At 70.0% G+C, this 22,544-nt stretch carries 16 protein-coding genes; 5 read left to right on the top strand and 11 right to left on the bottom strand.

Features of this window, described 5'->3' with window-relative positions; all coding sequences use genetic code 11:
- Window positions 1–47: 47 nt before the first annotated feature.
- On the bottom strand, window positions 48–1,781 hold the full coding sequence (locus tag ABH936_RS04470; RefSeq protein ID WP_074045505.1) for a phospho-sugar mutase: 1,734 nt from the start codon (window positions 1,779–1,781) through the stop codon (window positions 48–50).
- Between the two features lie 46 nt (window positions 1,782–1,827).
- Complete coding sequence (locus ABH936_RS04465; protein ID WP_006947398.1) at window positions 1,828–2,664, bottom strand: purine-nucleoside phosphorylase; 837 nt, start codon at window positions 2,662–2,664, stop codon at window positions 1,828–1,830.
- Window positions 2,665–2,839: 175 nt separating this feature from the next.
- Between ABH936_RS04465 and ABH936_RS04460 the strand changes: the two genes are divergently transcribed.
- On the top strand, window positions 2,840–4,246 hold the full coding sequence (locus tag ABH936_RS04460) for an NAD(P)H-quinone dehydrogenase (RefSeq protein WP_006947339.1): 1,407 nt from the start codon (window positions 2,840–2,842) through the stop codon (window positions 4,244–4,246).
- 16 nt (window positions 4,247–4,262) lie between these two features.
- Window positions 4,263–4,904, top strand: a complete 642-nt coding sequence (locus ABH936_RS04455; protein WP_239303682.1) for a TetR/AcrR family transcriptional regulator — start codon at window positions 4,263–4,265, stop codon at window positions 4,902–4,904.
- A gap of 131 nt (window positions 4,905–5,035) precedes the next feature.
- Here the strand turns inward: ABH936_RS04455 and ABH936_RS04450 are convergent, their stop codons facing one another.
- Window positions 5,036–6,826 carry an acetyl/propionyl/methylcrotonyl-CoA carboxylase subunit alpha gene (locus ABH936_RS04450; RefSeq protein WP_404602696.1) on the bottom strand — a complete coding sequence of 597 codons (1,791 nt, stop codon included), beginning with the start codon at window positions 6,824–6,826 and terminating at the stop codon, window positions 5,036–5,038.
- Between the two features lie 131 nt (window positions 6,827–6,957).
- On the opposite strand from ABH936_RS04450, the gene ABH936_RS04445 reads away from it, so the two are divergent.
- Both ABH936_RS04445 and ABH936_RS04440 read left to right on the top strand, forming a co-directional pair.
- Window positions 6,958–7,815, top strand: coding sequence for an aldo/keto reductase (locus tag ABH936_RS04445; protein ID WP_404602695.1), 858 nt, complete (start codon window positions 6,958–6,960; stop codon window positions 7,813–7,815).
- Window positions 7,816–8,006: 191 nt separating this feature from the next.
- A complete protein-coding gene (locus ABH936_RS04440) occupies window positions 8,007–9,182 on the top strand; it encodes a serine/threonine-protein kinase (RefSeq protein ID WP_404602694.1) in 1,176 nt (391 codons plus the stop codon).
- Window positions 9,183–9,251: 69 nt separating this feature from the next.
- Here the strand turns inward: ABH936_RS04440 and ABH936_RS04435 are convergent, their stop codons facing one another.
- The 6 genes from ABH936_RS04435 to ABH936_RS04410 form a co-directional block, all read right to left on the bottom strand.
- Window positions 9,252–10,547 carry a hypothetical protein gene (locus ABH936_RS04435; RefSeq protein ID WP_404602693.1) on the bottom strand — a complete coding sequence of 432 codons (1,296 nt, stop codon included), beginning with the start codon at window positions 10,545–10,547 and terminating at the stop codon, window positions 9,252–9,254.
- Between the two features lie 196 nt (window positions 10,548–10,743).
- Window positions 10,744–11,427 carry a nucleoside triphosphate pyrophosphatase gene (locus tag ABH936_RS04430; protein ID WP_038569007.1) on the bottom strand — a complete coding sequence of 228 codons (684 nt, stop codon included), beginning with the start codon at window positions 11,425–11,427 and terminating at the stop codon, window positions 10,744–10,746.
- A 42-nt stretch (window positions 11,428–11,469) separates the two neighbouring features.
- Window positions 11,470–13,350 (bottom strand): Na+/H+ antiporter, encoded by a 1,881-nt coding sequence (locus tag ABH936_RS04425; protein WP_404602692.1) that lies wholly within the window; start codon window positions 13,348–13,350, stop codon window positions 11,470–11,472.
- Between the two features lie 77 nt (window positions 13,351–13,427).
- A complete protein-coding gene (locus ABH936_RS04420; RefSeq protein WP_404602691.1) occupies window positions 13,428–15,092 on the bottom strand; it encodes an L-lactate permease in 1,665 nt (554 codons plus the stop codon).
- Between the two features lie 228 nt (window positions 15,093–15,320).
- Window positions 15,321–17,732 (bottom strand): GNAT family N-acetyltransferase, encoded by a 2,412-nt coding sequence (locus ABH936_RS04415; RefSeq protein WP_404602690.1) that lies wholly within the window; start codon window positions 17,730–17,732, stop codon window positions 15,321–15,323.
- Between the two features lie 213 nt (window positions 17,733–17,945).
- Window positions 17,946–19,634 carry a DUF885 domain-containing protein gene (locus tag ABH936_RS04410; RefSeq protein ID WP_241724818.1) on the bottom strand — a complete coding sequence of 563 codons (1,689 nt, stop codon included), beginning with the start codon at window positions 19,632–19,634 and terminating at the stop codon, window positions 17,946–17,948.
- Window positions 19,635–19,699: 65 nt separating this feature from the next.
- Between ABH936_RS04410 and ABH936_RS04405 the strand changes: the two genes are divergently transcribed.
- Window positions 19,700–20,599 (top strand): MOSC domain-containing protein, encoded by a 900-nt coding sequence (locus ABH936_RS04405; protein WP_404602689.1) that lies wholly within the window; start codon window positions 19,700–19,702, stop codon window positions 20,597–20,599.
- 69 nt (window positions 20,600–20,668) lie between these two features.
- Here ABH936_RS04405 and ABH936_RS04400 read toward each other — a convergent pair whose 3' ends face one another.
- Together ABH936_RS04400 and ABH936_RS04395 are read right to left on the bottom strand one after the other, a co-directional pair.
- The gene (locus ABH936_RS04400; RefSeq protein WP_241724816.1) at window positions 20,669–20,887 is read right to left on the bottom strand and encodes an acyl-CoA carboxylase epsilon subunit; all 219 of its coding nucleotides are present in this window, start codon (window positions 20,885–20,887) and stop codon (window positions 20,669–20,671) included.
- Window positions 20,884–22,527 (bottom strand): acyl-CoA carboxylase subunit beta, encoded by a 1,644-nt coding sequence (locus ABH936_RS04395; protein ID WP_241724815.1) that lies wholly within the window; start codon window positions 22,525–22,527, stop codon window positions 20,884–20,886. Before ABH936_RS04395 ends, ABH936_RS04400 begins: the two co-directional genes overlap by 4 nt.
- Between the last annotated feature and the right edge of the window lie 17 nt (window positions 22,528–22,544).

Raw genomic sequence — 22,544 nt, 5'->3', positions numbered from 1 at the left:
AACGTCGCTCGTCGGAAGGGCCCCTTCGGCGGCGCTCTCGTGAGACGTCACAGTGCGGTGAGCTCCTCCATCGCACGCCGCGTCGCGGCGAGACGGCGGGCCGCCTCCGCACGCGCCGCGGCCAGGGCGTCGTCCACGCCGGGCGCCAGGTCGTCCACGGGCACGATCGCCTCGAGGTAGACCTTGACCTTCGGCTCGGTTCCGCTCGGGCGCACGATGACGCGGGTGCCGTCGGCGAGCAGGTAGCGCAGGCCGTCGGTCGGCGGCAGGCCGCCGTCACCGAGGGCGAGGTCGTGGAACTGCGCGACGACGACGTCTCCGATCTGCGTCGCAGGTCGTTCGCGCAGGGCCGCCATGATGGCGGGGATCTGCGCCAGCTCGGCGACGCGGATGCTGAACGAGTCGCTCGCGTACACGCCGTGGCGGCGGGCGAGGTCGTCGAGCAGGTCGACGAGGGTGCGGCCCTCGGCCTTCAACCCGGCCGCCAGTTCCGCGACGGCGAGGCCCGCGGAGATGCCGTCCTTGTCGCGCGCGACGGACGGCGCGGTGCAGTACCCGAGCGCCTCCTCGTAGCCGTAGGCAATGTCGGGCACCCGGGCGATCCACTTGAACCCGGTCAGCGTCTCGACGTGCGCGACGCCCGCATCGGCCGCCATCGCGCCGAGCTGGCGCGAGCTGACGATGCTGTTGGCGAGCACGGGCGCGCCCCCGTCGACGCCGTGCAGCGCGCCGGTCGCAGCGAGGTCGAGTGCACGCTGCCCGAGCAGCACCCCCACCTCGTCACCGCGCAGCATGCGCCACCCCTGGGGGTCCTCAGCCGACGCGCACCTCGGGTCGGGCGCGGCGACGGCGCAGCGGTCGGCGTCCGGGTCGGAGGCGATGACGATGTCGGGCCGCACCTCGCGCGCGAGGTCGAGCGCCGCGTCGATCGCGCCGGGCTCTTCTGGATTCGGGAAGCTGACGGTGGGGAAGCGCGGGTCGGGCTGTTCCTGCGACGCGACGGGCGTCGGGCGCGCGAAACCGGCCTGCTCGAACGCCGCGAGCAGCGTCGTCGACCCGACGCCATGCAGCGCCGTGTGGACGACGGCGACCTCGCGCGGTCCGCCCGGGGTGATCGAGGCGACACAGGCGTCGCGGTAATCGGCCTCGAGGTCGTCGCCGAGGGTCTCCCAGCCGTCCTCGGCGCGCTCGATCGACGCCGCGGACGGGAACGTGTCGATCGCCGCGGCTATTTCGGCGTCGGCGGGCGGGACGACCTGGCTGCCGTCGCCGAGGTAGACCTTGTAGCCGTTGTCCTGCGGCGGGTTGTGGCTCGCCGTCACCATGACGCCCGCATCAGCCCCGACGTACCGGATCGCGAACGCGAGCACCGGCGTCGCCAGCGGACGCGGCAGGACGAGCGCCCGCCCACCCGCAGCGGTGACGACGGCCGCGGTGTCGGCGGCGAACACGTCACTGTTCGTGCGCGCGTCGTACCCGATGACGACCGTGACGTCCCGCTTGCCGAGCGAGGTCTGCAGGTAGCGCGTGAGCCCCGCCGCAGCACGAAGGACGACGACGCGGTTCATGCGGTTGGGCCCTGCTCCGAGCGCGCCGCGCAGGCCCGCGGTACCGAAGGCGAGCAGTCCGCGGAATCGATCGGCCAGATCATCGAGCGCCGCAGCGTCGCCGGATTCGGCTGCCGCCACGACGGATTCGAGTTCTGCGCGTGTCACCTCGTCGGGGTCGTCGGCGATCCAGGCACGTGCCTGGTCGAGCAGGTGGGCCGTGTCGGTCGTCATCGTCGTTCCTCGCTCGCGTCGGTGATCGATTCGGTGGTCGGCGCCGTCACAGCGCCCGGACGATGCCCGACAGCAACTGCCCACACCGCTCGGCCGCTGCCCGCCCGGCTTCGATGACCTCGGCGTGGTCGAGCGGAGTGGGGCTGATACCCGCCGCCGGGTTCGTGACGAGGGAGATGCCGAGCACCTCGAGGCCCGCGTGACGCGCCGCGATGGCCTCGAGGGCCGTCGACATGCCGACGAGGTCGGCGCCGAGCGTCTTCGCCATGCGCACCTCGGCGGGCGTCTCGTAGTGCGGCCCGGTGAACTGCGCGTAGACGCCCTCGTCGAGCGAGGAGTCGATCGAACGCGCCACGTCGCGCAGGCGCGGTGAGTACAGGTCGGTGAGGTCGACGAACGTCGCGCCCTCGAGCGGCGAGGTGGCCGTCAGGTTGATGTGATCGCTCATGAGCACGGGCGTGCCCGGGCCCCACTCCGGGCGCAGGCCGCCGCACCCGTTCGTCAGCACCACGGTGTCGCACCCGGCCGCCGCGGCGGTACGCACGCCGTGGACGACGGCGCGCACCCCCTTGCCCTCGTAGAAGTGCGTGCGCGTGCCGTAGACGAGGGCGCGCTTGCCACTGCCCTCGATCTCGATCGAGCGCATCTGCCCGCTGTGACCAGCGACGGCCGCCGCGCCGAACCCGGGCACGTCGGTGTTGTCGATCGTCGCCTTGACCTCGCCGATGAGGTCGGCGGTCTGGCCCCAGCCGGAGCCGAGGACGAGCGCCACGTCGTGCTTCTCGACGCCCGTGCGTTCGGCGATGACGCGCGCGGCGTCACGCGCGATCTCGAAGGGATCGACGCTCGGATCGGACAGGGGCGAAGTGGTCTGCTGAGTCACCCCTTCAGGGTACGTGGCGAGGCCGACAACCGGTGCCGACCGCGCGAACGTCCCTGTTGCCGATGCGCCCGCCGACGCACCTGCAGGCGCACCTACCGCCGTGCCCTGCTCGCGCCACATGCATCGACGTGCCCGCGATTCGAAGTCTCTTGACGTCAAGTGATTGGATAGGGGGGTGAGCTCACGGAAGAAGTCTGTCGTCGTCATCGGTGGTGGCCCGGGCGGTTATGAATCCGCGCTCGTCGCCGCCCAGCTCGGTGCGCAGGTCACGGTCATCGACCGTGACGGCCTCGGTGGTGCCGCGGTGCTCACCGACTGCGTCCCCTCCAAGACCCTGATCGCCACCTCCGACTTCCTCTCGCGCTTCGAGGCGGCCGGCCGCCTCGGCGTCGGCTTCGAGGGCAACGAGGAGAACCAGCACGCGCACGCCAACCTGGGCCAGGTCAACGAGCGCATCCTGCGCCTGGCGAAGGCGCAGTCCGTCGACATCCAGGCTCAGCTCGAGAGTGTCGGCGTGCGCATCCGGCGCGGCACCGGCCGCGTCAAGGGCCACGGGTGGGTCGAGGCCGAGCTCACGAACGGCGAGACCGAGGACATCCGCGCCGACGTCATCCTCCTCGCGATGGGCACGACCCCGCGCGTCATGGACACCGCGAAGCCCGACGGCGAGCGCATCCTGACGTGGAAGGACATCTACAACCTCACCGAGGTCCCCGAGAAGCTCATCGTCGTCGGTTCTGGTGTCACCGGTGCCGAACTCGCGCACGCCTACCTCGGCCTCGGCGCCGACGTCACGCTCGTCAGCTCGCGTGACCGCGTGCTGCCCGGCCAGGACGCCGACGCGGCCACGGTCATCGAGAACGTCTTCCGCCGCCGCGGCATGACGGTCCTCAACCGCAGCCGCGCCATGGCCGCAACGCGTGAAGGCGACACCGTCGTCGTGACGCTCGAGGACGGACGCAAGGTCGAAGGCACGCACGCGATCCTCGCCGTGGGTTCGATCCCGCAGACGAAGGGCATCGGCCTCGAGGCCGCGGGCGTCGACCTCACCGACTCGGGCCACATCGTCACCGACCGCGTCTCGCGCACGAGCGCGCAGGGCATCTATGCCGCCGGCGACTGCACGGGCGTATACCCGCTCGCGTCCGTCGCAGCGATGCAGGGGCGCGTCGCCATGCACCATGCCCTCGGCGACGCGGTGCAGCCGCTCAACCTGCGCGGCGTCACGGCCAACATCTTCACCGACCCCGAGATCGCGACGGTCGGCTACAGCCAGGCCGACGTCGAGGAGGGCAAGATCGAGGCGCGCGTCGTCACGCTGCCGCTTTCGACGAACCCGCGCGCCAAGATGCGCAACATCACCGACGGCTTCGTCAAGCTGTTCGCCCGCCCGGGGTCGAACACGATCATCGGCGGCGTCGTCGTCGCGCCGCAGGCCTCGGAGCTGATCTACCCGATCGGCATGGCCGTCGCGAACCGCCTGACGGTCGACCAGGTCGCCAACACGTTCTCGGTGTACCCGTCGATGACGGGTTCGATCGCCGAGGCCGCACGTCGTCTGCACAGCAGCGACGTCTTCTGATCCCTCGCCGCACGCGATGACGAGGACGAGCGCGCCCAGCGATGCCGCCTGCGAGAACCCTCGCCGGACGGCGCTGCTCGACGCAGCGACGAGCGTCCTCGCGACGAGTGGGCTGCGTGGGCTGACGCATCGGGCGGTCGATCGTCAGGCGGGTTTTCCCGAGGGCACGTGTTCGGTCAGCTTCCGCACGCGCGCCGCGCTGCTCGCCGGCCTGACGACGCATGTCGGCTCCCGCGTGGCCGTGCAGGTCCGCGCGCTGGGCGAGCAGATCCCGTCCGGCACCGACGACCCGCTCGCCACCGCACCGTTCGCGACGGCCCTGCTCGAACGCTGGGTGACGCAGGACGACGGCGCGTTGATGGTCGCGATCCTCGAACTGTCCCTCGAGTCGCTGCGCACGCCCGAGCTCGCGCCGGCCGTGGGGGAGTGGCGCAGCGAGCTCGTCAGCATCGTCGAGACGATCGTGTGCCGCACCTCGGAGACCGGCGCGCGCTCCGATTCGCGTCTGCGCGCCGAGACGGCCGTCGCGAGCATCGAGGGCATCGTCCTGTCGGCGCTCTCGCAGCCTGCGGAGCGTCGCGGCCCGTACATCGACAAGACGCTGCGCATGGTGCTGCTCGGCACCGCGTCGCCAGAGGACGCGCGCCCCACGCACTGAGCTACGGGCGCACTGAGCTACGGGGCATCGAGCCAACCAGCGTTTCGCGTCCATCGTGAGACGTAGGAACCCGTGAGACGCAGGCGCCCCGGCACGCTCGGCGTGCCGGGGCGTTCGAACGTCGGAGCCCGTCAGGCGTCGACGTCCTTGATCTGCGCGAGGACCGTGCCGGCCGTCACCGTCTCGCCGACGGTCGCGGCGAGGCCGCTGACGACGCCCGCCTTGTGCGCGGTGATCGGCTGCTCCATCTTCATCGCCTCGATGACGACGATCGTGTCGCCGGCTTCGACCGTGGTGCCGTTCTCTATGGCCACCTTGACGACGGTGCCCTGCATCGGCGCGGTGAGCGAGTCACCGCTCGCCGCGGCGCCGCCACCGCCCTTGCGTGCGGCGCGACGCGGGCCGGCCGAGGGGCCCTTGCCCGCTCCGGAACTCACGGCGAGGTCGCCCGGCAGCGACACCTCGAGGCGCTTGCCGCCGACCTCGACGACGACGCTCTGACGGGCGGCCTGCTCGGCCGCGGTCTCGGGCGTGCCGTCGTACGGCGAGATCTGGTTGTCGAACTCCGTCTCGATCCAGCGCGTGTGCACGCTGAACGGCGCGTCGGGGGTGTCGGTGAACTCGGGCGCGAACGCCGGATCCTCGACGACGACGCGGTGGAACGGCAGCACCGTCGGCATGCCCTCGATGACGGTCTCGTCCAGCGCGCGGCGCGAGCGCTCGAGCGCTTCCTTGCGGGTGCGGCCCGTCACGATGATCTTCGCGAGCATCGAGTCGAACGCGCCACCGATGACGTCGCCGGAGACGACCCCCGAATCGACGCGCACACCCGGCCCGCTCGGCGCCTCGAACTTCTCGACGGTGCCCGGCGCCGGCAGGAAGTTCCGGCCTGCGTCCTCGCCGTTGAGGCGGAACTCGATCGAGTGTGCGTGCGGCGTCGGGTCGTCATAGCCGAGCTCCTCGCCGCGGGCGATGCGGAACTGCTCGCGCACGAGGTCGATACCCGTCACCTCCTCGGAGACGGGGTGCTCGACCTGCAGGCGCGTGTTGACCTCGAGGAAGCTGATGACGCCGTCGGTGCCGATGAGGTACTCGCAGGTGCCCGCACCCGAGTAACCCGCCTCGCGCAGGATCGCCTTCGACGCCCGCAGCAGCTCGGCGTGCTGCTCGTCACTGACGAACGGCGCCGGCGCCTCCTCCACGAGCTTCTGGTTGCGGCGCTGCAGCGAGCAGTCACGCGTCGAGACGACGACGACGTTGCCGTGGTTGTCGGCGAGGCACTGCGTCTCGACGTGGCGCGGGCTGTCGAGGAAGCGCTCGACGAAGCACTCGCCGCGCCCGAACGCCGTGACGGCCTCGCGCACCGCCGACTCGTACAGCGACGGGATCTCCTCGATCGTTCGCGCGACCTTGAGGCCGCGTCCGCCACCGCCGTAGGCGGCCTTGATGGCAACGGGCAGGCCGTGCTCCTTCGCGAACGCGACGACCTCGTCCGCGTCGTCGACCGGATCCTTCGTACCGGGCACGAGGGGAGCGCCGGCCTTCGTCGCGATGTGACGCGCCTTGACCTTGTCGCCGAGCGAGTCGATGGCGGCGGGCGACGGCCCGATCCACGTCAGGCCCGCATCGAGGACGGACTGCGCGAACTCGGCGTTCTCCGCGAGGAAACCGTACCCGGGGTGGACGGCGTCAGCGCCGGAACGCTTCGCGACGTCGAGGATCTTGTCGACGACGAGATAGGAATCGCCGGGCGTCGAGCCGCCGAGGGAGTAGGCCTCATCGGCGACGCGCACGTGCAGAGCGTCACGGTCGGGTTCAGCGTAGACGGCCACGGAGGCGATGCCGTCGTCCTTCGCCGCTCGCGCAATACGGACTGCGATCTCGCCACGGTTGGCGATCAGGACCTTGGTGACACAACTCATGTCCGTGACCTTATCGCCGCGGGGGGTGACCGGCGAGAATACCCGGCGGTAGGTTCCTCAGGCGCCGGGACCGACGTCATCCGAGCGCTCAACGCCGGAATACGAGAGCGCGCGGCGTGGTTACCGCTGACATGGCTGAGAACACGAACGTCCCCACCGTGACCCTCCAGGCCGGCTCGGCGAGCATCGAGATGCCGCAGTTGGGCTTCGGTGTCTGGCAGGTCGAGAACGACGGCGCATCCGCCGCCGTGCAGGAAGCCCTGAAGGTCGGCTACCGCAGCATCGACACCGCCCGCATCTACGACAACGAAGAAGGCGTCGGGCAGGGCATCGCCGCCTCCGACGTGCCGCGCAGCGACATCTTCCTCACGACGAAGGTCTGGAACGACGACCAGGGGGCCGACTCGACGAAGAAGGCCTTCGACGCCTCCATCGAACGCCTCGGCGGCCAATCGATCCTGCCGCTCGACCTCTACCTCATCCACTGGCCCACGCCCGAGAAGGACACCTACGTCGACACCTTCAAGGCGATGCTCGAACTGCGCGACGCCGGCAAGATCCGCGCCGTCGGCGTCTGCAACTTCGAACCCGAGCATCTGCAGCGCCTCAAGGACGAGACCGGCGAGTTCCCCGCCATCAACCAGGTCGAACTGCACCCCAAGTTCCAGCAGAAGGCCGTCCGTGACTTCTGCGCCGACAACGGCATCGTCGTCGAAGCCTGGAGCCCCCTCGGCCAGGGCGGCGACATCCTCACCAACCCCGTGCTCGAAGGAATCGCCGAACGCGTCGGCAAGACCGTCGCGCAGGTCATCATCCGCTGGCACCTGCAGATCGGCAACGTCGTCATCCCCAAGTCCGTGACGCCCGCCCGCATCGCCGAGAACTTCGACGTCCTCGACTTCGAACTCACCGAAGACGACCTCCACGCCATCAGCGACCTCGACGACAAGGACGGCCGCATCGGCTCGCACCCGAACGACCTGAATTGATCGATGATGTGACGAAGCCCCGCGCGAGCAAGCTCGCGTGGGGCTTCGTCACATCATCGATCAAATGTTTTCTGCCGCATCTTCCGGCCAGGCCCTGGGGGCCTGTCTCGGTGCGACACGGGTTCGTTCCTGGTTGTGGTCACGTAAGCTGAGACCACATTCGAGCAGGCTGCGGGGAGGCAGACGAACCCATGGGTGAGATGTTCGCTGGACGCTACGAACTCATCGACCAGATCGGTGAGGGCGGCATGGGGTCCGTGTGGCGCGTCAACGACCACAAGTCGCGCCGCCTCGTCGCAGCGAAACTGTTGCGCCAGTCCGACGCCGGATCGCTGCTGCGCTTCATGCGCGAACAAGGCATGCGCATCGAGCACAACCACGTCGTCACCCCCCTCGGCTGGGCCGGCGAGGACGGCCGCGTCATCTTCACGATGCCCCTCATCGACGGTGGCTCGCTCAGCGAACTCGTCAAGGAGAACGGCGCCCTGCCCTACCCGCTGGTCGCCGAACTCATGCGCCAGATCCTCGACGGACTCGACGCCTGCCACAGCGCCGGCATCGTGCACCGCGACATCAAACCCGCCAACATCCTGCTCGAAGCGACCGGCCTGGGCCGCCCCTCCGCGTGGATCACCGACTTCGGCATCGCCGTCAGCGTCGACGCGCCCCGCCTCACGAGCAACGAGATGGTTCTCGGCACACCGGGCTACATGTCGCCTGAGCAGGCCAAGGGCGACGATCCCGACCCCCGTCAGGATCTGTACTCCGCCGGAATGATGGGCCTGCACATGCTGACCGGCATCAAACCCGGAGCGAGCATCCGTGTCCGCAAGGACGACGTGCCCCCGCGCCCCGAGGGTATCCCCGACTCGCTGTGGAACCTGCTCGTCGCCCTCGCCGATCCCGTCGCCGACCGGCGGCCCGCCAACGCGCGCGACGCCCTCAGCTGGCTCATGCTCCCGGAGAACGCCTGGCAGGAATGGGCGGCCCGCCCGATCCCCGACCGCCTGCCCGAGATGACGACGTCAGGGGAGTTCGTCCGCCTCGAGGCAGGTGCGGCCGCCCGCGCCCTCGACGGGTTCACGGACTCCTCCGCGGCGCCCGCCACGGTCATCGACGGCGCAGCGGTGCGCCGTCGCCCCACCGTCAAGGCGTGGATCGCGGCTCCGGCCGCTCTGGCGGCGGCCATCGCGGCAGCGTTCGCGCTCTGGCAGCCGTGGGGCGCGGGCGACGGCGCGTACGACCCGCAGCTCGCCAACACCGGCGGCGTCTGCGCCTACGCCGACGCCGGCACGACCGCCCAGACGACGAGCGGCAAGACCCTCACCTGCACCGAGAAGGACGGCTCGTACTCCTGGCAGGGCTGACGCCGGCGAGGCGCTGACCTGCAGCCTCACGCGGCCAGAGCGAGCGTGTCTGACGGCGCCTGGCGAATGTCAGTGATTCTCGCGGCGTCGCAGCACGTACCCGAGCCCGACGACCGCGCCGATGCCGAGGACGAGTGCGCCGCCCCACAGCAGCGGGTTGGCCGACGACTTGCCGACGCCGCTGACGTTGCCCGGCTCGGGCTGCTGCACCGCCATCGACGGGCCCGCGTTCGGCGTCCCCGTGACGCGCACGGACAGGACACTGTCGAACTCCGAGGAATCCTGCAGCTTCGGCGTCGACGACGACGGCGTCACGTCGAGCACCACGTAGTACCAGCCCGGGTCGCTGTGCCACTGCAGTGCGTCCGAGCCGCTCGAGTCGACGTTCGCGTTGCCGTAGTCGATCGGAGCGGTGTAGACGCCGAGATCCTTCGAGCCCGAATCCGACGACGACTCGAACAGGTAACCCGACGACGTCCCGGCGCCCGACAGCGTCGCGGAGACGAGGGAGGGGTTGAACATCTGCATCGACAGGTTGAGATCCTGCGACGGGTTGTACGTCGTGCCGTTCTTTGGCGCCTGCCAGCCGAACGACATGCGCTGACCCCACGACAGATGCACGCGGAAGAACATGCGCCGGCCGATGGGCGTCTTCACCGTGTACCCGCCGGGACGCAGGATCGTGGCGTTGGCGAAGCCGTCACCGGCCGTCGCCGTCGTGGACGCCTCGAGCGCCTGCGTCGTCATGTCGGGCACCTCGCCCGCAGGCACCTTGACGGTGCCGTTGACGCGGGGCGTGCGCTTCACGGCGATCTGCACGGGCATGGGCGTGGCGTTGTCGCCGTCGATGGTGCGCTTGATCTCGAGCCGATACGACGTCGCGGCCAGGCAGGCGTCAGCGCCCGAACCGAGCGATGACGACGTGCGCGCCGTCTTGGTCTCGTCGACGTCGACGTGCGTCGCGAGCAACCCGGGCGTGCCGCTGCTCGTCAACGAATCCGAGTCGGAACCGCATGTCGTGGCGCCGTCCGCCGTCGTCAGCGTGAGCTGCAGGCCCTGCGAGCCGGAGTCGACGGACCACGCGTTGCCCTTCCAGCTCGCCGAGCCGTTGATGCTGACGCTGAGGCGCTCGCCCTCGCCGCGCTTGACCTCGACGTACCGTGACGTCGCGTCGACGGGCAGCGTCGAGGAGTACAGCCCCGGCGCCAGCGGCGTGCCCTGGCCGGAGGCGAGGGACAACTCGACCGCGTGGCCGCCGGGAACGAATGTGTTCGTCGTGGCGTCCTCGCCGTACGCCGGTGCTGCCGCGAAGGCGGCCGCGCACGTCAGTGCCGTCAGCGATGCCGCGACGCGCGAGTTGCCCATCGTGTTCCTCCCCATGAGTTCGTGCGCTGACAGTGTCTCAGGTGATCAGGCGCACGGGGGCCGTAAGTGGCCTTTCGATGCGTCGCCCTGTGCCGGACGCGGTGCGGCCAGCTCTCGCCGTCAGGGGTTGACGACAGGGCGACGGATCAGGGTTTCCTCACGCGCCCGTGCGGTGGTCCCTGCTGACCGAGCCAGGTCAGGCTGCCATGTTCCACAGCTCGTGCCAGGCGACGCCGATCTCGGCGAGCATCTCGCGCAGCAGCGGCAGACCGAGGCCGACGACGGTGTGCGGGTCGCCCTCGATGCGTTCGACGTAGGCGCCCGCGAGGCCGTCGATCGTGAACGCGCCCGCCACCCACAGCGGTTCGCCGGTGGCGACGTAGGCGTCGATCTCCGCGTCGTCGAGGTCGGCGAAGTGGACGATCGTTGACGAGACGGCGCCGAACGTCGCGCCGGTGCCCTCGACGCGGTCGTCGACGATCCAGTGACCGGTGTGCAGGGTGCCGCTGCGCCCCCGCATCGCGTGCCAGCGCGCGCGGGCGTCGGCGGCGTCCGCGGGCTTGCCGAGGATCGCACCGTCGAACTCGAGCACCGAGTCGCACCCCAGGATGATGCCGCCGTCCTCGATGAACGCGTCGGGCGTCTCGGCCGGAACCTCGTCCTGCGCGAGCACCGACGCGACGGCCTCGCACTTCGCGTTCGCGAGCAGCAGCGCCACGTCCTCGGCGGCGAGTTCGTCCGGCCCGTCGTGCTGCGCGCGGGCGGCGACCACGGCAGCGTCCTCGTCGACGTCGGAGACGAGGACGAACGGTTCGATGCCGGCGCTGCGCAGGGTCGCGAGGCGGGCGGGGGACTTCGAGGCGAGCACGAGGACGGTCATGGGCTCAAGAATATCGGCGCGCCGAGGCGGGCCGGACGCCCGTCAGCCCGGCAGGTTGTCGACGAAGCACCAGCGCCATTCCTCACCCGCCTCGAACGAGCGCATGACGGGGTGACCGGTCGCGCGGAAGTGCTTCGTCGCGTGTTGACCGGCGGAGGAGTCGCAGCAGCCGACGTACCCGCACTCGGTGCACATGCGCAGGCGCAGCCACGTCCGACCCTCTTCCAGGCAGCCCTGGCAGCCGTCGTGCGACTGGGGTGAGGCGTAGTCGTGCGCGGCCTTCTCCAGGTGTTCGCAGCCGCCCTGACGAACCTCCGGCGTGAGCAGCGGGCCTGCATCGCGCAGCCCGGCGTTGCGCTCCTCGGCGGTGACGATCATCGACTCCTCGATGTCGAGCTGCATCATGATGCTGTCGATGACCTCGTGGTCGACGCGGCCCTCGTTACGCATCTCGAGTGCCTTGTCGCGTTCGGCGTTGATCATCTTCTGACGCAGGATGCGGTACTGCTGCGTCGGGCCCATCGTGTCGTTGTTGCCGAGCAGTTCCCACTGCAGGTTCGCGCGGCGCATGTCCTGCTTCTGCAGCGACTTGATGATTGCCTCGGGGGTGTCCGCCAGTTCCGGGTCGTCGGCGAGGGCCTTGCGCATCGCCGCCTCACCGGCATCGACGGAGGCCTGCATGACCTGGGCGCGCGCGAGGGCGTCCTCACGCGGGTCGGGCGCGCGTAGCTTCATGAGGTTGGCGACGCGGCCGAGGGTGAAGCCCTGGATGACGAGCGTGCCGATCGTCACGACGAGCGCGATGAAGACGAGCGACTCGCGGTGCGGCGTCTCGGGCGGCAGCAGGAACGCGGCGGCGAGCGTCACCACTCCGCGCATGCCCGCCCAGCCTGCGACGGCGCCCTCGCGCAGGCTGAGGGGGCGCGAATCCCAGCGCGAGACCTTGCCGAGCCAAGCCGCCGCGATGATGAACATCGGCCGCACGAGCATGACGGTGACGAGGACGGCGACCGCGTACAGGCTGGTGCGTTGGAGGCCGAGGTCCGATGTTTGGACCTGGTCGATGATCATCGACACCTGCAGGCCGATGAGCAGGAACACCATGTTCTCGAGCAGGAACTGGATCGAGTTCCAGTTCATCCGCGATGCGACCCGCGCCTGCGCCGTGTTGTAGTACGGCGCCTTGAAGCCGAGCAGCACGCCGGTGACGACGACGGCGATGACACCAGATGCCTTGATCGCCTCCGCCGGGAGGTAGGCGACCCACGGCGTGATGATGCTGATCGCGACGCTCGTCACGGCGTCGCGGATGTGCTTCTGCACGAACTCCACGACGTAGAACGCGATGACACCGATGACGATGCCGCCGAGCGCCGCGATGACGAAGGCGAGGCCGGCCCTGCTCGCCGAGAACGACCCCGTCAGCGCGCTCACGGCGGTGCCGACGGTGACGAGGGCCGTCGCGTCGTTGAAGAGCGACTCGCCCTCGAGGATGGCGACGAGACGTCGCGGCAACCCGATACGGCGGGCGACGGCGGTCGCGGCGACGGCGTCCGGGGGAGCGACGACACCGCCGAGCGCCATCGCGGCGGCGAACCCGACGGGCATGAGCCACCACGAGACGAGCCCGACGGCGAACGCCGTCACGAGGACGAGCAGGATCGACAGCTGGACGATCTGGAACACGTCGCGCTTGAGATCGATGATCGAGGTGCGGATCGCCGTCGCGTACAGCAGTGGCGGCAGGAACCCGAGCAGGATCACTTCGGAGTCGACGTGGACCTCGGGGACCTGCGGCAGGTACGACGCCACCGCGCCGATGGCGACGAGCAGCAGCGGCGCGGACAGGCCGACGCGGCGCGCGAGGACGGAGACACTGATCGTCGTCGCGACGAGCAGAAAGATGGGGAGAGCGATGTGCACGTCGACATTGTCGCGGATGACGAGCGGACCGCCGAATGCGTCCGCCCGTCATGCGGGGCGTCAGAGGGTGAGCTGACTCAGGGCAGCATCCACGACAGGGCGTGCGCCTGCAGGTAGACGAGCGTGCACAGCACGAGCAGCATGCCGAGCGACCACAGCACGACGGCGCGGAAGATCTTCGACTCCTTGCCCTGCAGGCCGACGGCTGTCGCCGCGATGGCCAGCGACTGCGGCGAGATCATCTTGCCGACGACCCCACCGGAGGTGTTGGCCGCCGTCATGAGGTGCGGGTCGAGCCCGGCCTTCTCCGCGGCCGTCTGCTGCAGCGTCGAGAACAGGGCGTTCGCCGAGGTGTCCGAGCCGGTGACGGCGGTGCCGACCCAGCCGAGCACGGGCGACAGGAACGCGAACCACGCGCCCAGCCCGGCGACGAACGCGCCGATCGCGATGGTCTGGCCGGAGAAGTTCATGACGTAGGCGAGCGCGAGCACCGACGCGATCGTCAGTGCCGAGAAGCGCATCGTGTAGAAGCAACGCCCGATCTCCTTGAACGCCTCACCCAGCCTGAGCGGGAAGCGGCCGCCGCCGTCTCGCAGGGAGTAGACGATCGCGACGATGAGCCCGGTGAGGAACAGCAGCGTGCCCGGGCTCGACAGCCACTGCAGCGTGTAGACGGTCGAGGAGATCGACTTGCCCTTGGCGTTGACGAGCTCACCGTTGAGGCCCGGCCAGGGAATCTTGACGTCGGTGGCGCTGAGCTTCGCAGGGATGTCGACGCCCAGCTTCCACAGCTTCGCGATGCCGAACACGACGACGACGAGCAGATAGGGCAGCACGGCCATCCAGATGCGGGAGGCGCTGAGCGCCTCGGCGGGAACGGGCGCTTCGATGTCGAGGCTGCGACGCACGTCGTCGGCGCCCTTGGGCTTCCAGAAGCGCAGCAGGACGATGGCGGCCGCGAGCCCGACGAGCGAGGCGACGACGTCCGTCAACTCGTACGAGAAGTACGTCGAACACCACCACTGCGCGATCGCGAACGCGCCACCGGTGACGAGCGCAGCGGGCCACGCCTGGACGAGCCCGCGCTTGCCGTCGATGATCATCATGAGGAAGAAGGGAACGGCTATCGCGAAGAACGGTGCCTGGTGGCCGACGACGGCACCGATGTGCGCGGGGTCGAGGCCCGTCAGGTTGCCGGCGGTCGTGATCGGGATGGCGACGGCGCCGAACGCCACCGGCGCCGTGTTCGCGATGAGGCACACGACGGCCGTCTTGAGCGGCTTGAGCCCGAGGGCGAGCACCATCGTCGCCGTGATGGCGACCGGCGCGCCGAACCCGGCCAGGGCCTCGAGAAGGCCGCCGAAGCAGAACGCGATGAGCATGGCCTGGATGCGAATGTCGCCGCCGCCGATCGCGTCGAAGATCGAGCGCAGGTCGTTGAAGCGGCCCGAGATGACGGTGACCCGGTAGAACCACAGCGCCATGACGACGATCCACACGATCGGCACGAGACCGTAGACGGCGCCCTGTGTCGCCGACAGCAGGGCGAGGTGTGTCGGCATGCCGAACGCGACGACGGCGATGACGAGCGAGACGACGAGGCTCGCGAGGCCCGCGACGTAGGCGCTGGCCTTGGCGATCAACAGCATCGCGAAGAACGTGAGGAGGGGCAACGAGCCCACGAGAGCGGACAGTGCCAGGCTGTCGCCGACGGCGTCGGGGGTCGCGGTGTAGGTGATCACGCGGACTCCTTGCGGGGGTGGGGAGGCTGGCTCAGCTTTGGTCGGACCATTATTGGTCAGACCAAACTGTACATGATGCAGGTCACATCGACGTGATGCAGCTCTCGTTGCGTCTCGGACGGGGAGGGTTGTGGCGCGGCCGGTGGGAGCATGACGAAGCCCGGCATCGGTGAGGACCGATGCCGGGCTCCATTCGATGAGTGGGTGAGGGTCGGGCAGCGTGAGCCGTCAGCCCCCGATGATGCGCGGCGCGCCGCGGTAGGCGCGCACGTGGTTCCACGCCGCGATCTGCGCGTACGCCTTGTGCTTCGGGTTGCGCTCCCCGTCGTACTTGAGCGGGTCGGCCCAGCGTCCGCGCTTGACGAGCGCCGCGGCGGCGTCGCGCTCTGCGCCCTTCGGCAGCAGACGCGCGATGGTCTGCGGCGGCAGGACGGTGTAGACGAGGTCGTCGGACGGCGCCGGCGCGGTGACGGGGGAGTTCTCGACGAGGTCGCTGACGAGCTGCTCGGCGACGTTCGCCCCCGAACCGGTGGCGTAGTAGCAGTTGCGTCCGTAGCGCGGGTTGACCTCGAAGAACTTGACGGAACCGTCACGCGGGTCGCGGATGGCGTCGAGGTTGGCGAAGCCGTGATAGTCGGCCGTCTCGAGGATGCGGCGCGAGGCTTCGACGACGTCGGGCATGTCCTGCACGACCTGGACGTCGGGGATGCCGAGGTAGGCCGGGCGCGGATCCTGCAGGAGCACCCGCGACGTGCGCGCCAGCGTCATCTCGCCGTTCTTCGCGCGGTACATCGTGACCGACAGGATCTCGTCGCCGGGGATGAGATCCTGCGCGAGCATCTCGCCGGTGAAGCCCGCGTCGACGAGGCGGGTGATGAGCGCGTCGAGCTCGTCGCGCGAGTCGACCTCGTACAGCTTCTTCTTGCCCGGCATCGACAAGGCGTTGTGCAGTGCCGAATCGGCGGGCTTGACGATGATCGGGTAGGGGAAGGTGACGTCGTCGGCGCTCGGGCGCCCGATGGCGAAGTCGAGGACGACGGTGCCCGGCGTCGCGACGCCCGCCTCGGCGCAGACGGCGTTGAAGTGGTTCTTGTCGGAGATGCGCTCGAGCATCGCGGGGCTCTCGTGTGGCACGACGACGTTGGTGCCGAGCGTGTCGCGCTTCGCCGACAACGACTGCACGTAGCCGTCGTTGTTCGTCAGCGGAATGATCGTCAGGTCGGGGTTCTCAGCCGCGATACGGCGGATCTCGGTGAGGACGAGGTCGTGGTCGTTGATCGCGGCGAACCCGAGTTCTCGCGTGTCGTGGAACAGCGTTGAGTCGGCCGTCGCGCCCGTCGTGAACGGGACGACGAGGACGCTCGTCAGGCCGTAACGCTCGTGGAACGCGCGCGCCAGGGCGTAGCCGGAGAGGGTGAAGTCGAGCACGACCGGCAGCACCGCGGGAGTGCCGCCCTGACCCGGCGTCGCACCGCGTGCGGGGCCGGCGACCTTCGCGGCGAGGGCGGTGGCGGCGGACGAGGCGGTGCGCATCGTCTGCGACGGCAGGCTGCGAACGGTGCTCGGACCCTTGCTGCGGGCGTCACGCACGAGGGCCTTGGCCTTCGTCGACGCACGGTACGCGGAGAGCACCTGCGGGCGCACGACGAGATCCCACGGGCCCGGGACGTCACGCGCGCCGTCCTTGCCGAACTTGAGCTTGAAACCGTCGAGCGAGCTGAGCGCGGGCGCGCGGTCGCTGCCCAGCCCCATGAAGTCGAACGTCGACGCGCCGCGGCTCTTCGCCGCGAGCATGCACTCCCAGACCATGCGGTTGGCAGCGAAGCTCTTGCGGGCGGCCGCGCTCGTCGCGGCGTAGAAGTAGCGCGCCTCGCCGTCATAGATGGTGACGAGCGCCCACGCGACGACGGCGCCGCCCGCAGAGGTGTCTCGCACCGTGTAGAGGCGGCAGATGTCGGGGCCGAGCTGGGAGAGCATGTTGAAGTAGAACTGCGCGGGACGCAGGTCGAAGTGGCCGCGTTCGGCGGTCTCGGTGAAGACGGGGAAGACCTGCTCGGCGAAGTCCTGTTCGCTGATGCCCGTCTCGTCGGTGAAGACCAGGGCGTCGTTCTTGAGCCCGTACCGCAGGTCACGGCGGCCGTTCTTCGACATCGACGCCATCAGCTCGTCCTCGCTGAGCGAGAGGTCGAGCACGAGCGTACGGTCGTAGAAGACCTCGGTGAGCGGCTCGATGAGGTCGGGCGCCGCGTGCGTGGCGTGCAGGCGGACGAGTGCCGCCCTGGGGTGCTCGGCCTTGACGTACGCGGCCAGGGCGTCGCGCAGGGCGCGCTCGTCAGCGGCGCTGGGCGCCGCGTGCGTCAGCCAGATCGGGGCGAACTTGCCCCACAGCTGCACGAGCGCGCGGCCGGCGAACTCCGTCAGGCTCAGTGCGGCGACGTGGGCGCCCGCGGCGTCGTGGACGAGCAGGTAGCGCCAGTGACGGCGGCCCGGCAGCGAATCGTCGTAGCGCGCCCACTCGGGCGACTGCTCGACGGGCACGCGCGCGCCCGCGTCGTGGATCGTCCGGACGAACTCGTCAGCGTCGACGGCGACGATCGAGTAGGGCGAGGTCGTGGCGAGGCTCGACTGGGTGGGCGACATGGTGGCGTAGCGCTCCGAAGGTTGGGGACATCGGCTTGCGCCAGCCTACCGGCGCCCCCGCTCCCACCCCGTCAGGCACGCATGGGGCCCGCCGCATCTGCGATTCCCGTCCTCATCTGCGTTTTTCGTCCACATTCGGTCAGAGGCGCGAAGGTGGACGCGGTTCGCCGATGGGGACGCGAATCGCGAAGGTGGTGAGGAATCGCAGGTGGGTCAGGGGGCGAGGATGGCGTCGCGCAGGACGTCGAGGCCGACGCCGCCGATGTCGAGGGCGCGACGGTGGAAGGCCTTGAGGTCGAAGGCTGCGCCCTCGCGACGACGCGTCTCCTCGCGCAGCGACAGCCACAGGCGCTCGCCGATCGAGTACGACGGCGCCTGCCCCGGCCAGCCGAGGTAGCGGTCGAGCTCGAAGCGCAGGAAGCCCTCGGCCATGTCGGCGTGCGCCGACAGGAATGCCCACGCCTTGTCGTACGTCCAGGCGCCCCCACCAACCTCGGCGGGAGCCTCGAAACCGCAGTGCACGCCGATGTCGACGATGACGCGCGCGGCGCGCAGCGACTGCCCGTCGAGCATGCCGAGGCGGGTGGCGTCGTCCGTGTGGAAGCCGAGCTCGTCCATGAGGCGCTCGGCGTACAGGGCCCAGCCCTCCGCGTGCCCGGACGCCCACGACCCCATGCGGCGCCACCGGTTGAGCAGGCCCGAGCGGTACATCGTCTGCCCGATCTGCAGGTGATGGCCGGGGACGCCCTCGTGGTAGACGGTCGTCAGTTCGCGCCACGTGCCGAACCGTTCGACGCCCTTCGGCACCGCCCACCACATGCGTCCGGGGCGGGAGAAATCCTCGCTCGGGCCGGTGTAGTAGATGCCGCCCGAGGACGTGGGCGCGATCATGCACTCGATGCGACGCACCGGGTCGGGGATGTCGAAGTGCGTGTCCGCCAGAGCGCTGACGGCGGTGTCAGCGCTCGCCTGCATCCAGGCGCGCAGCGCGTCGGTGCCGTGCAGGGCGTACGCGTCGTCGGCGTCGAGGGCGGCCATCGCGCCCTTGACGCCGGCGCCGGGCGCGATGCGTTCGGCGAGGCGCGACATCTCGTCGGTGATGCGCGCGAGTTCGTCCTGACCCCAGCGGTAGGTCTCCTCGAGGTCGACCCGTGCGCCGAGGAACTCGCGGCTGTGCAGCGCATACCGCTCACGCCCCACCCCGTCGTGCTCGGGCGCGCGCGGCAGCAGTTCGTCGCGCAGCCGCGCCCCTGCGTCGGCGTAGGCCCGCGCGGCGAGCGCGGCAGCCTCGCGCACCTCGTCCTGCACCGCGCTGGCATCGCCACCACCCTCGACGGCGGCGCGCTCGGCGAGCGAGAGGAAGTACCCGTCGCGTCCGCCGTGCTCGGCGCATTGCTCGCTGCAGCGTTCGATCTGGCGCTGCGCCGCGACGATGCCCTGCGACGCGGCGTGATCGAGCGACGCGAACCAGCCGTCGAGCGCCTCGGGGACGGCGCGCAGCCGGTCCGCGATCGTCTCCCAGTCCTCGTCGCTGTCGGTCGGCATGAGGTCGAAGGTGTCGCGCATCATCTGCAGCGGCGACGCGATGACGTTGAGGTCGGCGAGGTCGTAGCCGGCGTCGTGGATCTCCTCGGCGAGCTCGAGGCGCTCCTGCAGCGCGGCGAGCGTCACGGCGTCCACGTCGTCCTGCGCCGACGCGGTGCGCAGCGCCGACAACGTCGAGCGACGCAGATCGGACGCGGCCGCGTAGCCGTCGGGGGAGAAGTCGTCGAGCAGATGATCCTGGCCCGGGATGCCGAGCGCCGTTGCCTCGATCGGCGACAGCGCGACGGACGCGTCGAGGTAGCCGTCCGCGATCTCGTCGAGACGGGTCGTGGCGCGGGGCTCGCTCGAGGTGCTCATGTACCGATCCAACGCGACGCACGTCAAAGCGCGCAAGTACATTGACGCCCATGACGACGCCGCCGATGAGTCCATCTCACGCCGATCCTGACGCCCGGCCCGCTGCGGCGGGTGTGGTGAAGGCGGCGGCAGCGGGGCAGAGGGCGTCGGCCGAGGCCTCGGCATCGGGCTCGGAGGAGCAGGCGAAATCCACCGCGACGACGGCCGCGTCACCGACATCCGGCTCGGCGGAGTCCGTGAGCTCCACCGCGGCGTCCACGGACTTGGCTTCCACCTCAGCGGCGCGGGCCGACGCCACGTCACCCACCGCAGGTGGAGAGCTCGTCGTCGTCGGTGTCCAGATCGGCCGACCAGAGGTGTGGGATGCGAAGAAGCACCTCACGGGGATGCGCAAGCGACCCGTCGCGAGCATCGGCGTCGTCGACCCCGGCCCGCGCGAGGCGGGTGGGCGCAGCGGCGTCAGCGGTGACCACGTCGGTGATCTCGAGCATCACGGGGGCAGCGAGCAGGCGGTGTACGTGGTCGCGCGTGAAGAGCTCGACCACTGGGGCGCCGAGCTGGGGCGTTCGATTCCCGACGGGGCCTTCGGCGAGAACGTCACGACGCGGGGCGTCCGCGTCGACGACGCCGTCATCGGCACCCGCTGGCGCATGGGCACGGCGCTGCTCGAGGTGACCGGCCCCCGCGTTCCCTGCCGAACCTTCGCCTGGGCGATCGACGAGCCGCGCTGGGTCAAGCGCTTCACCGACCACGGACGGCCCGGCGCGTACACCCGCGTCGTCGAGCCCGGGACGATCACGGCGGGCGACATGGTCGACGTCGTCGACGTGCCCGAGCACGGCGTCACCGTCGTCGACGTGTTCCGCGCCTACACCGGCGGTGCCCGCGCGATCATCGAACGCGTCGTCGCGGCCGGCGTGCTGGCGCCGCGCTACCAGGCCAAGCTCGAAGCCAAGCTGCGCTGAGCATCATTGCCCGCAATCGCGTCACCTCTGACGCGATTCCGGGCGACGATCATCCGCCGAAGGCCAGCCTCAGCGCGGCAGGCGCGATTCGGCCCAACTGCGCGGACGGGCGTGGCGGACGTGCGCGGGGCGTCCCCACATGGAACGCACCGGGGCGGGTGATTCAGTGACCGACGCCGCAGCCGCTCGCGCCAGGACGACAGCAGTGACGGCGGCGATCTCCTCGTCGGTCGGCGCGCCGCTGACGAACCGGATCGTCGGGCGCGGGCTCTCGGTTGCCTCGCTCACAGCGGGATGTTTCCGTGCTTCTTCGGCGGCAGGTCCTCGCGCTTGTGACGCAGCGCCCGCAGCGCCTTGACGACCTGGACGCGCGTCTCGTGCGGCGGGATGACCGCGTCGACGTAGCCGCGGTCGGCTGAGATGTACGGGTTGGCGAGCGTGTCCTCGTACTCGGCGATGAGCTGCGCGCGACGCTTCTCGACGTCCTCGGCGCTGCCGTTCTCGGCGACCGCCGTCAGCTCCTTGCGGTACACGATGTTGGCCGCGCCCTGCGCACCCATGACGGCGATCTGCGCCGTCGGCCACGCGAGGTTGATGTCGGCGCCGAGGTGCTTGGACCCCATGACGTCGTACGCACCGCCGTACGCCTTGCGCGTGATGACGGTGACGAGCGGTACCGTCGCCTCCGCGTAGGCGTAGAGCAGCTTCGCGCCACGGCGGATGATGCCGCCCCACTCCTGGTCGGTACCGGGCAGGAAGCCGGGCACGTCGACGAGCGTGAGGATCGGGATGTTGAACGAGTCGCAGAAGCGGATGAAACGCGCCGCCTTCTCGCTCGCGTTGATGTCGAGCGTGCCGGCGAGCTGAGCCGGCTGGTTCGCGACGATGCCGACGCTATGCCCCTCGACGCGCGCGAGCCCGCAGATGATGTTGGGTGCGAACAGCGGCTGCACCTCGAGGAAGTCGGGGCCGGAGCCCGCATCGTCAGGATCCGCGGGGTCGACGACGGCGGCGATGACGTCGTTCATGTCGTAGGCGAGGTTCGCCGAATCGGGCACGAGCGTGTCGAGCGCGCGGTCGGCGTCGGTGATCTCGAGGTCGGCGGCGACCTCGAACGAGGGCCCCGGGTCCATGTTGTTGCTCGGCAGGTAGCCGAGCATCGCCTTGACGTACTCGATCGCGTCGTCCTCGTCGCTCGCCATGTAGTGCGAGACGCCGGAGCGCGAGTTGTGCGTGTGCGCGCCGCCGAGCTCCTCGAAGCCGACGTCTTCACCCGTCACCGTCTTGATGACGTCAGGGCCGGTGATGAACATGTGCGACGTCTGATCGACCATGACGGTGAAGTCGGTGATCGCGGGGGAGTAGACGGCGCCACCGGCGCAGGGGCCCATGACGAGCGAGATCTGCGGGATGACACCGCTCGCGTGCACGTTGCGACGGAAGATCTCGGCGTAGAGACCGAGCGCGACGACGCCCTCCTGGATGCGCGCGCCGCCCGAGTCGTTGATGCCGATGACGGGTGCGCCGAGCTTCATCGCGAGATCCATGACCTTGCAGATCTTCTCGCCGAAGACCTCGCCGAGGGAGCCGCCGAAGACCGTGAAGTCCTGACTGAACACGCAGACCGTGCGCCCGTCGACCGTGCCGTAGCCGGTGACGACGCCGTCACCGTAGGGGCGGTTCTTGTCCTGCCCGAACTGCGTCGAGCGGTGACGCGCCAGGGCGTCGAGTTCGACGAACGAGCCCTCGTCGAGCAGCCGTTCGACGCGCTCACGAGCCGTCAGCTTGCCCTTGGCGTGCTGCTTCTCCACCGCGCGGGCCGAACCGGCGTGCACCGCCTCCGCCGTGCGGTTCGCCAGATCCTTCAACCTTCCGGCCGTGGTGTGCAGATCGAGGCAGGTGTCCGGGGGCACGTCGTCGAGCGTCATGGGCGACAGCCTAACCT

This window comes from Dermacoccus sp. GAS27A, assembly GCF_044909235.1.
Taxonomy (GTDB): Bacteria; Actinomycetota; Actinomycetes; order Actinomycetales; family Dermatophilaceae; genus Dermacoccus; species Dermacoccus nishinomiyaensis.
This window is presented reverse-complemented; position numbering and strand designations above follow the sequence as displayed.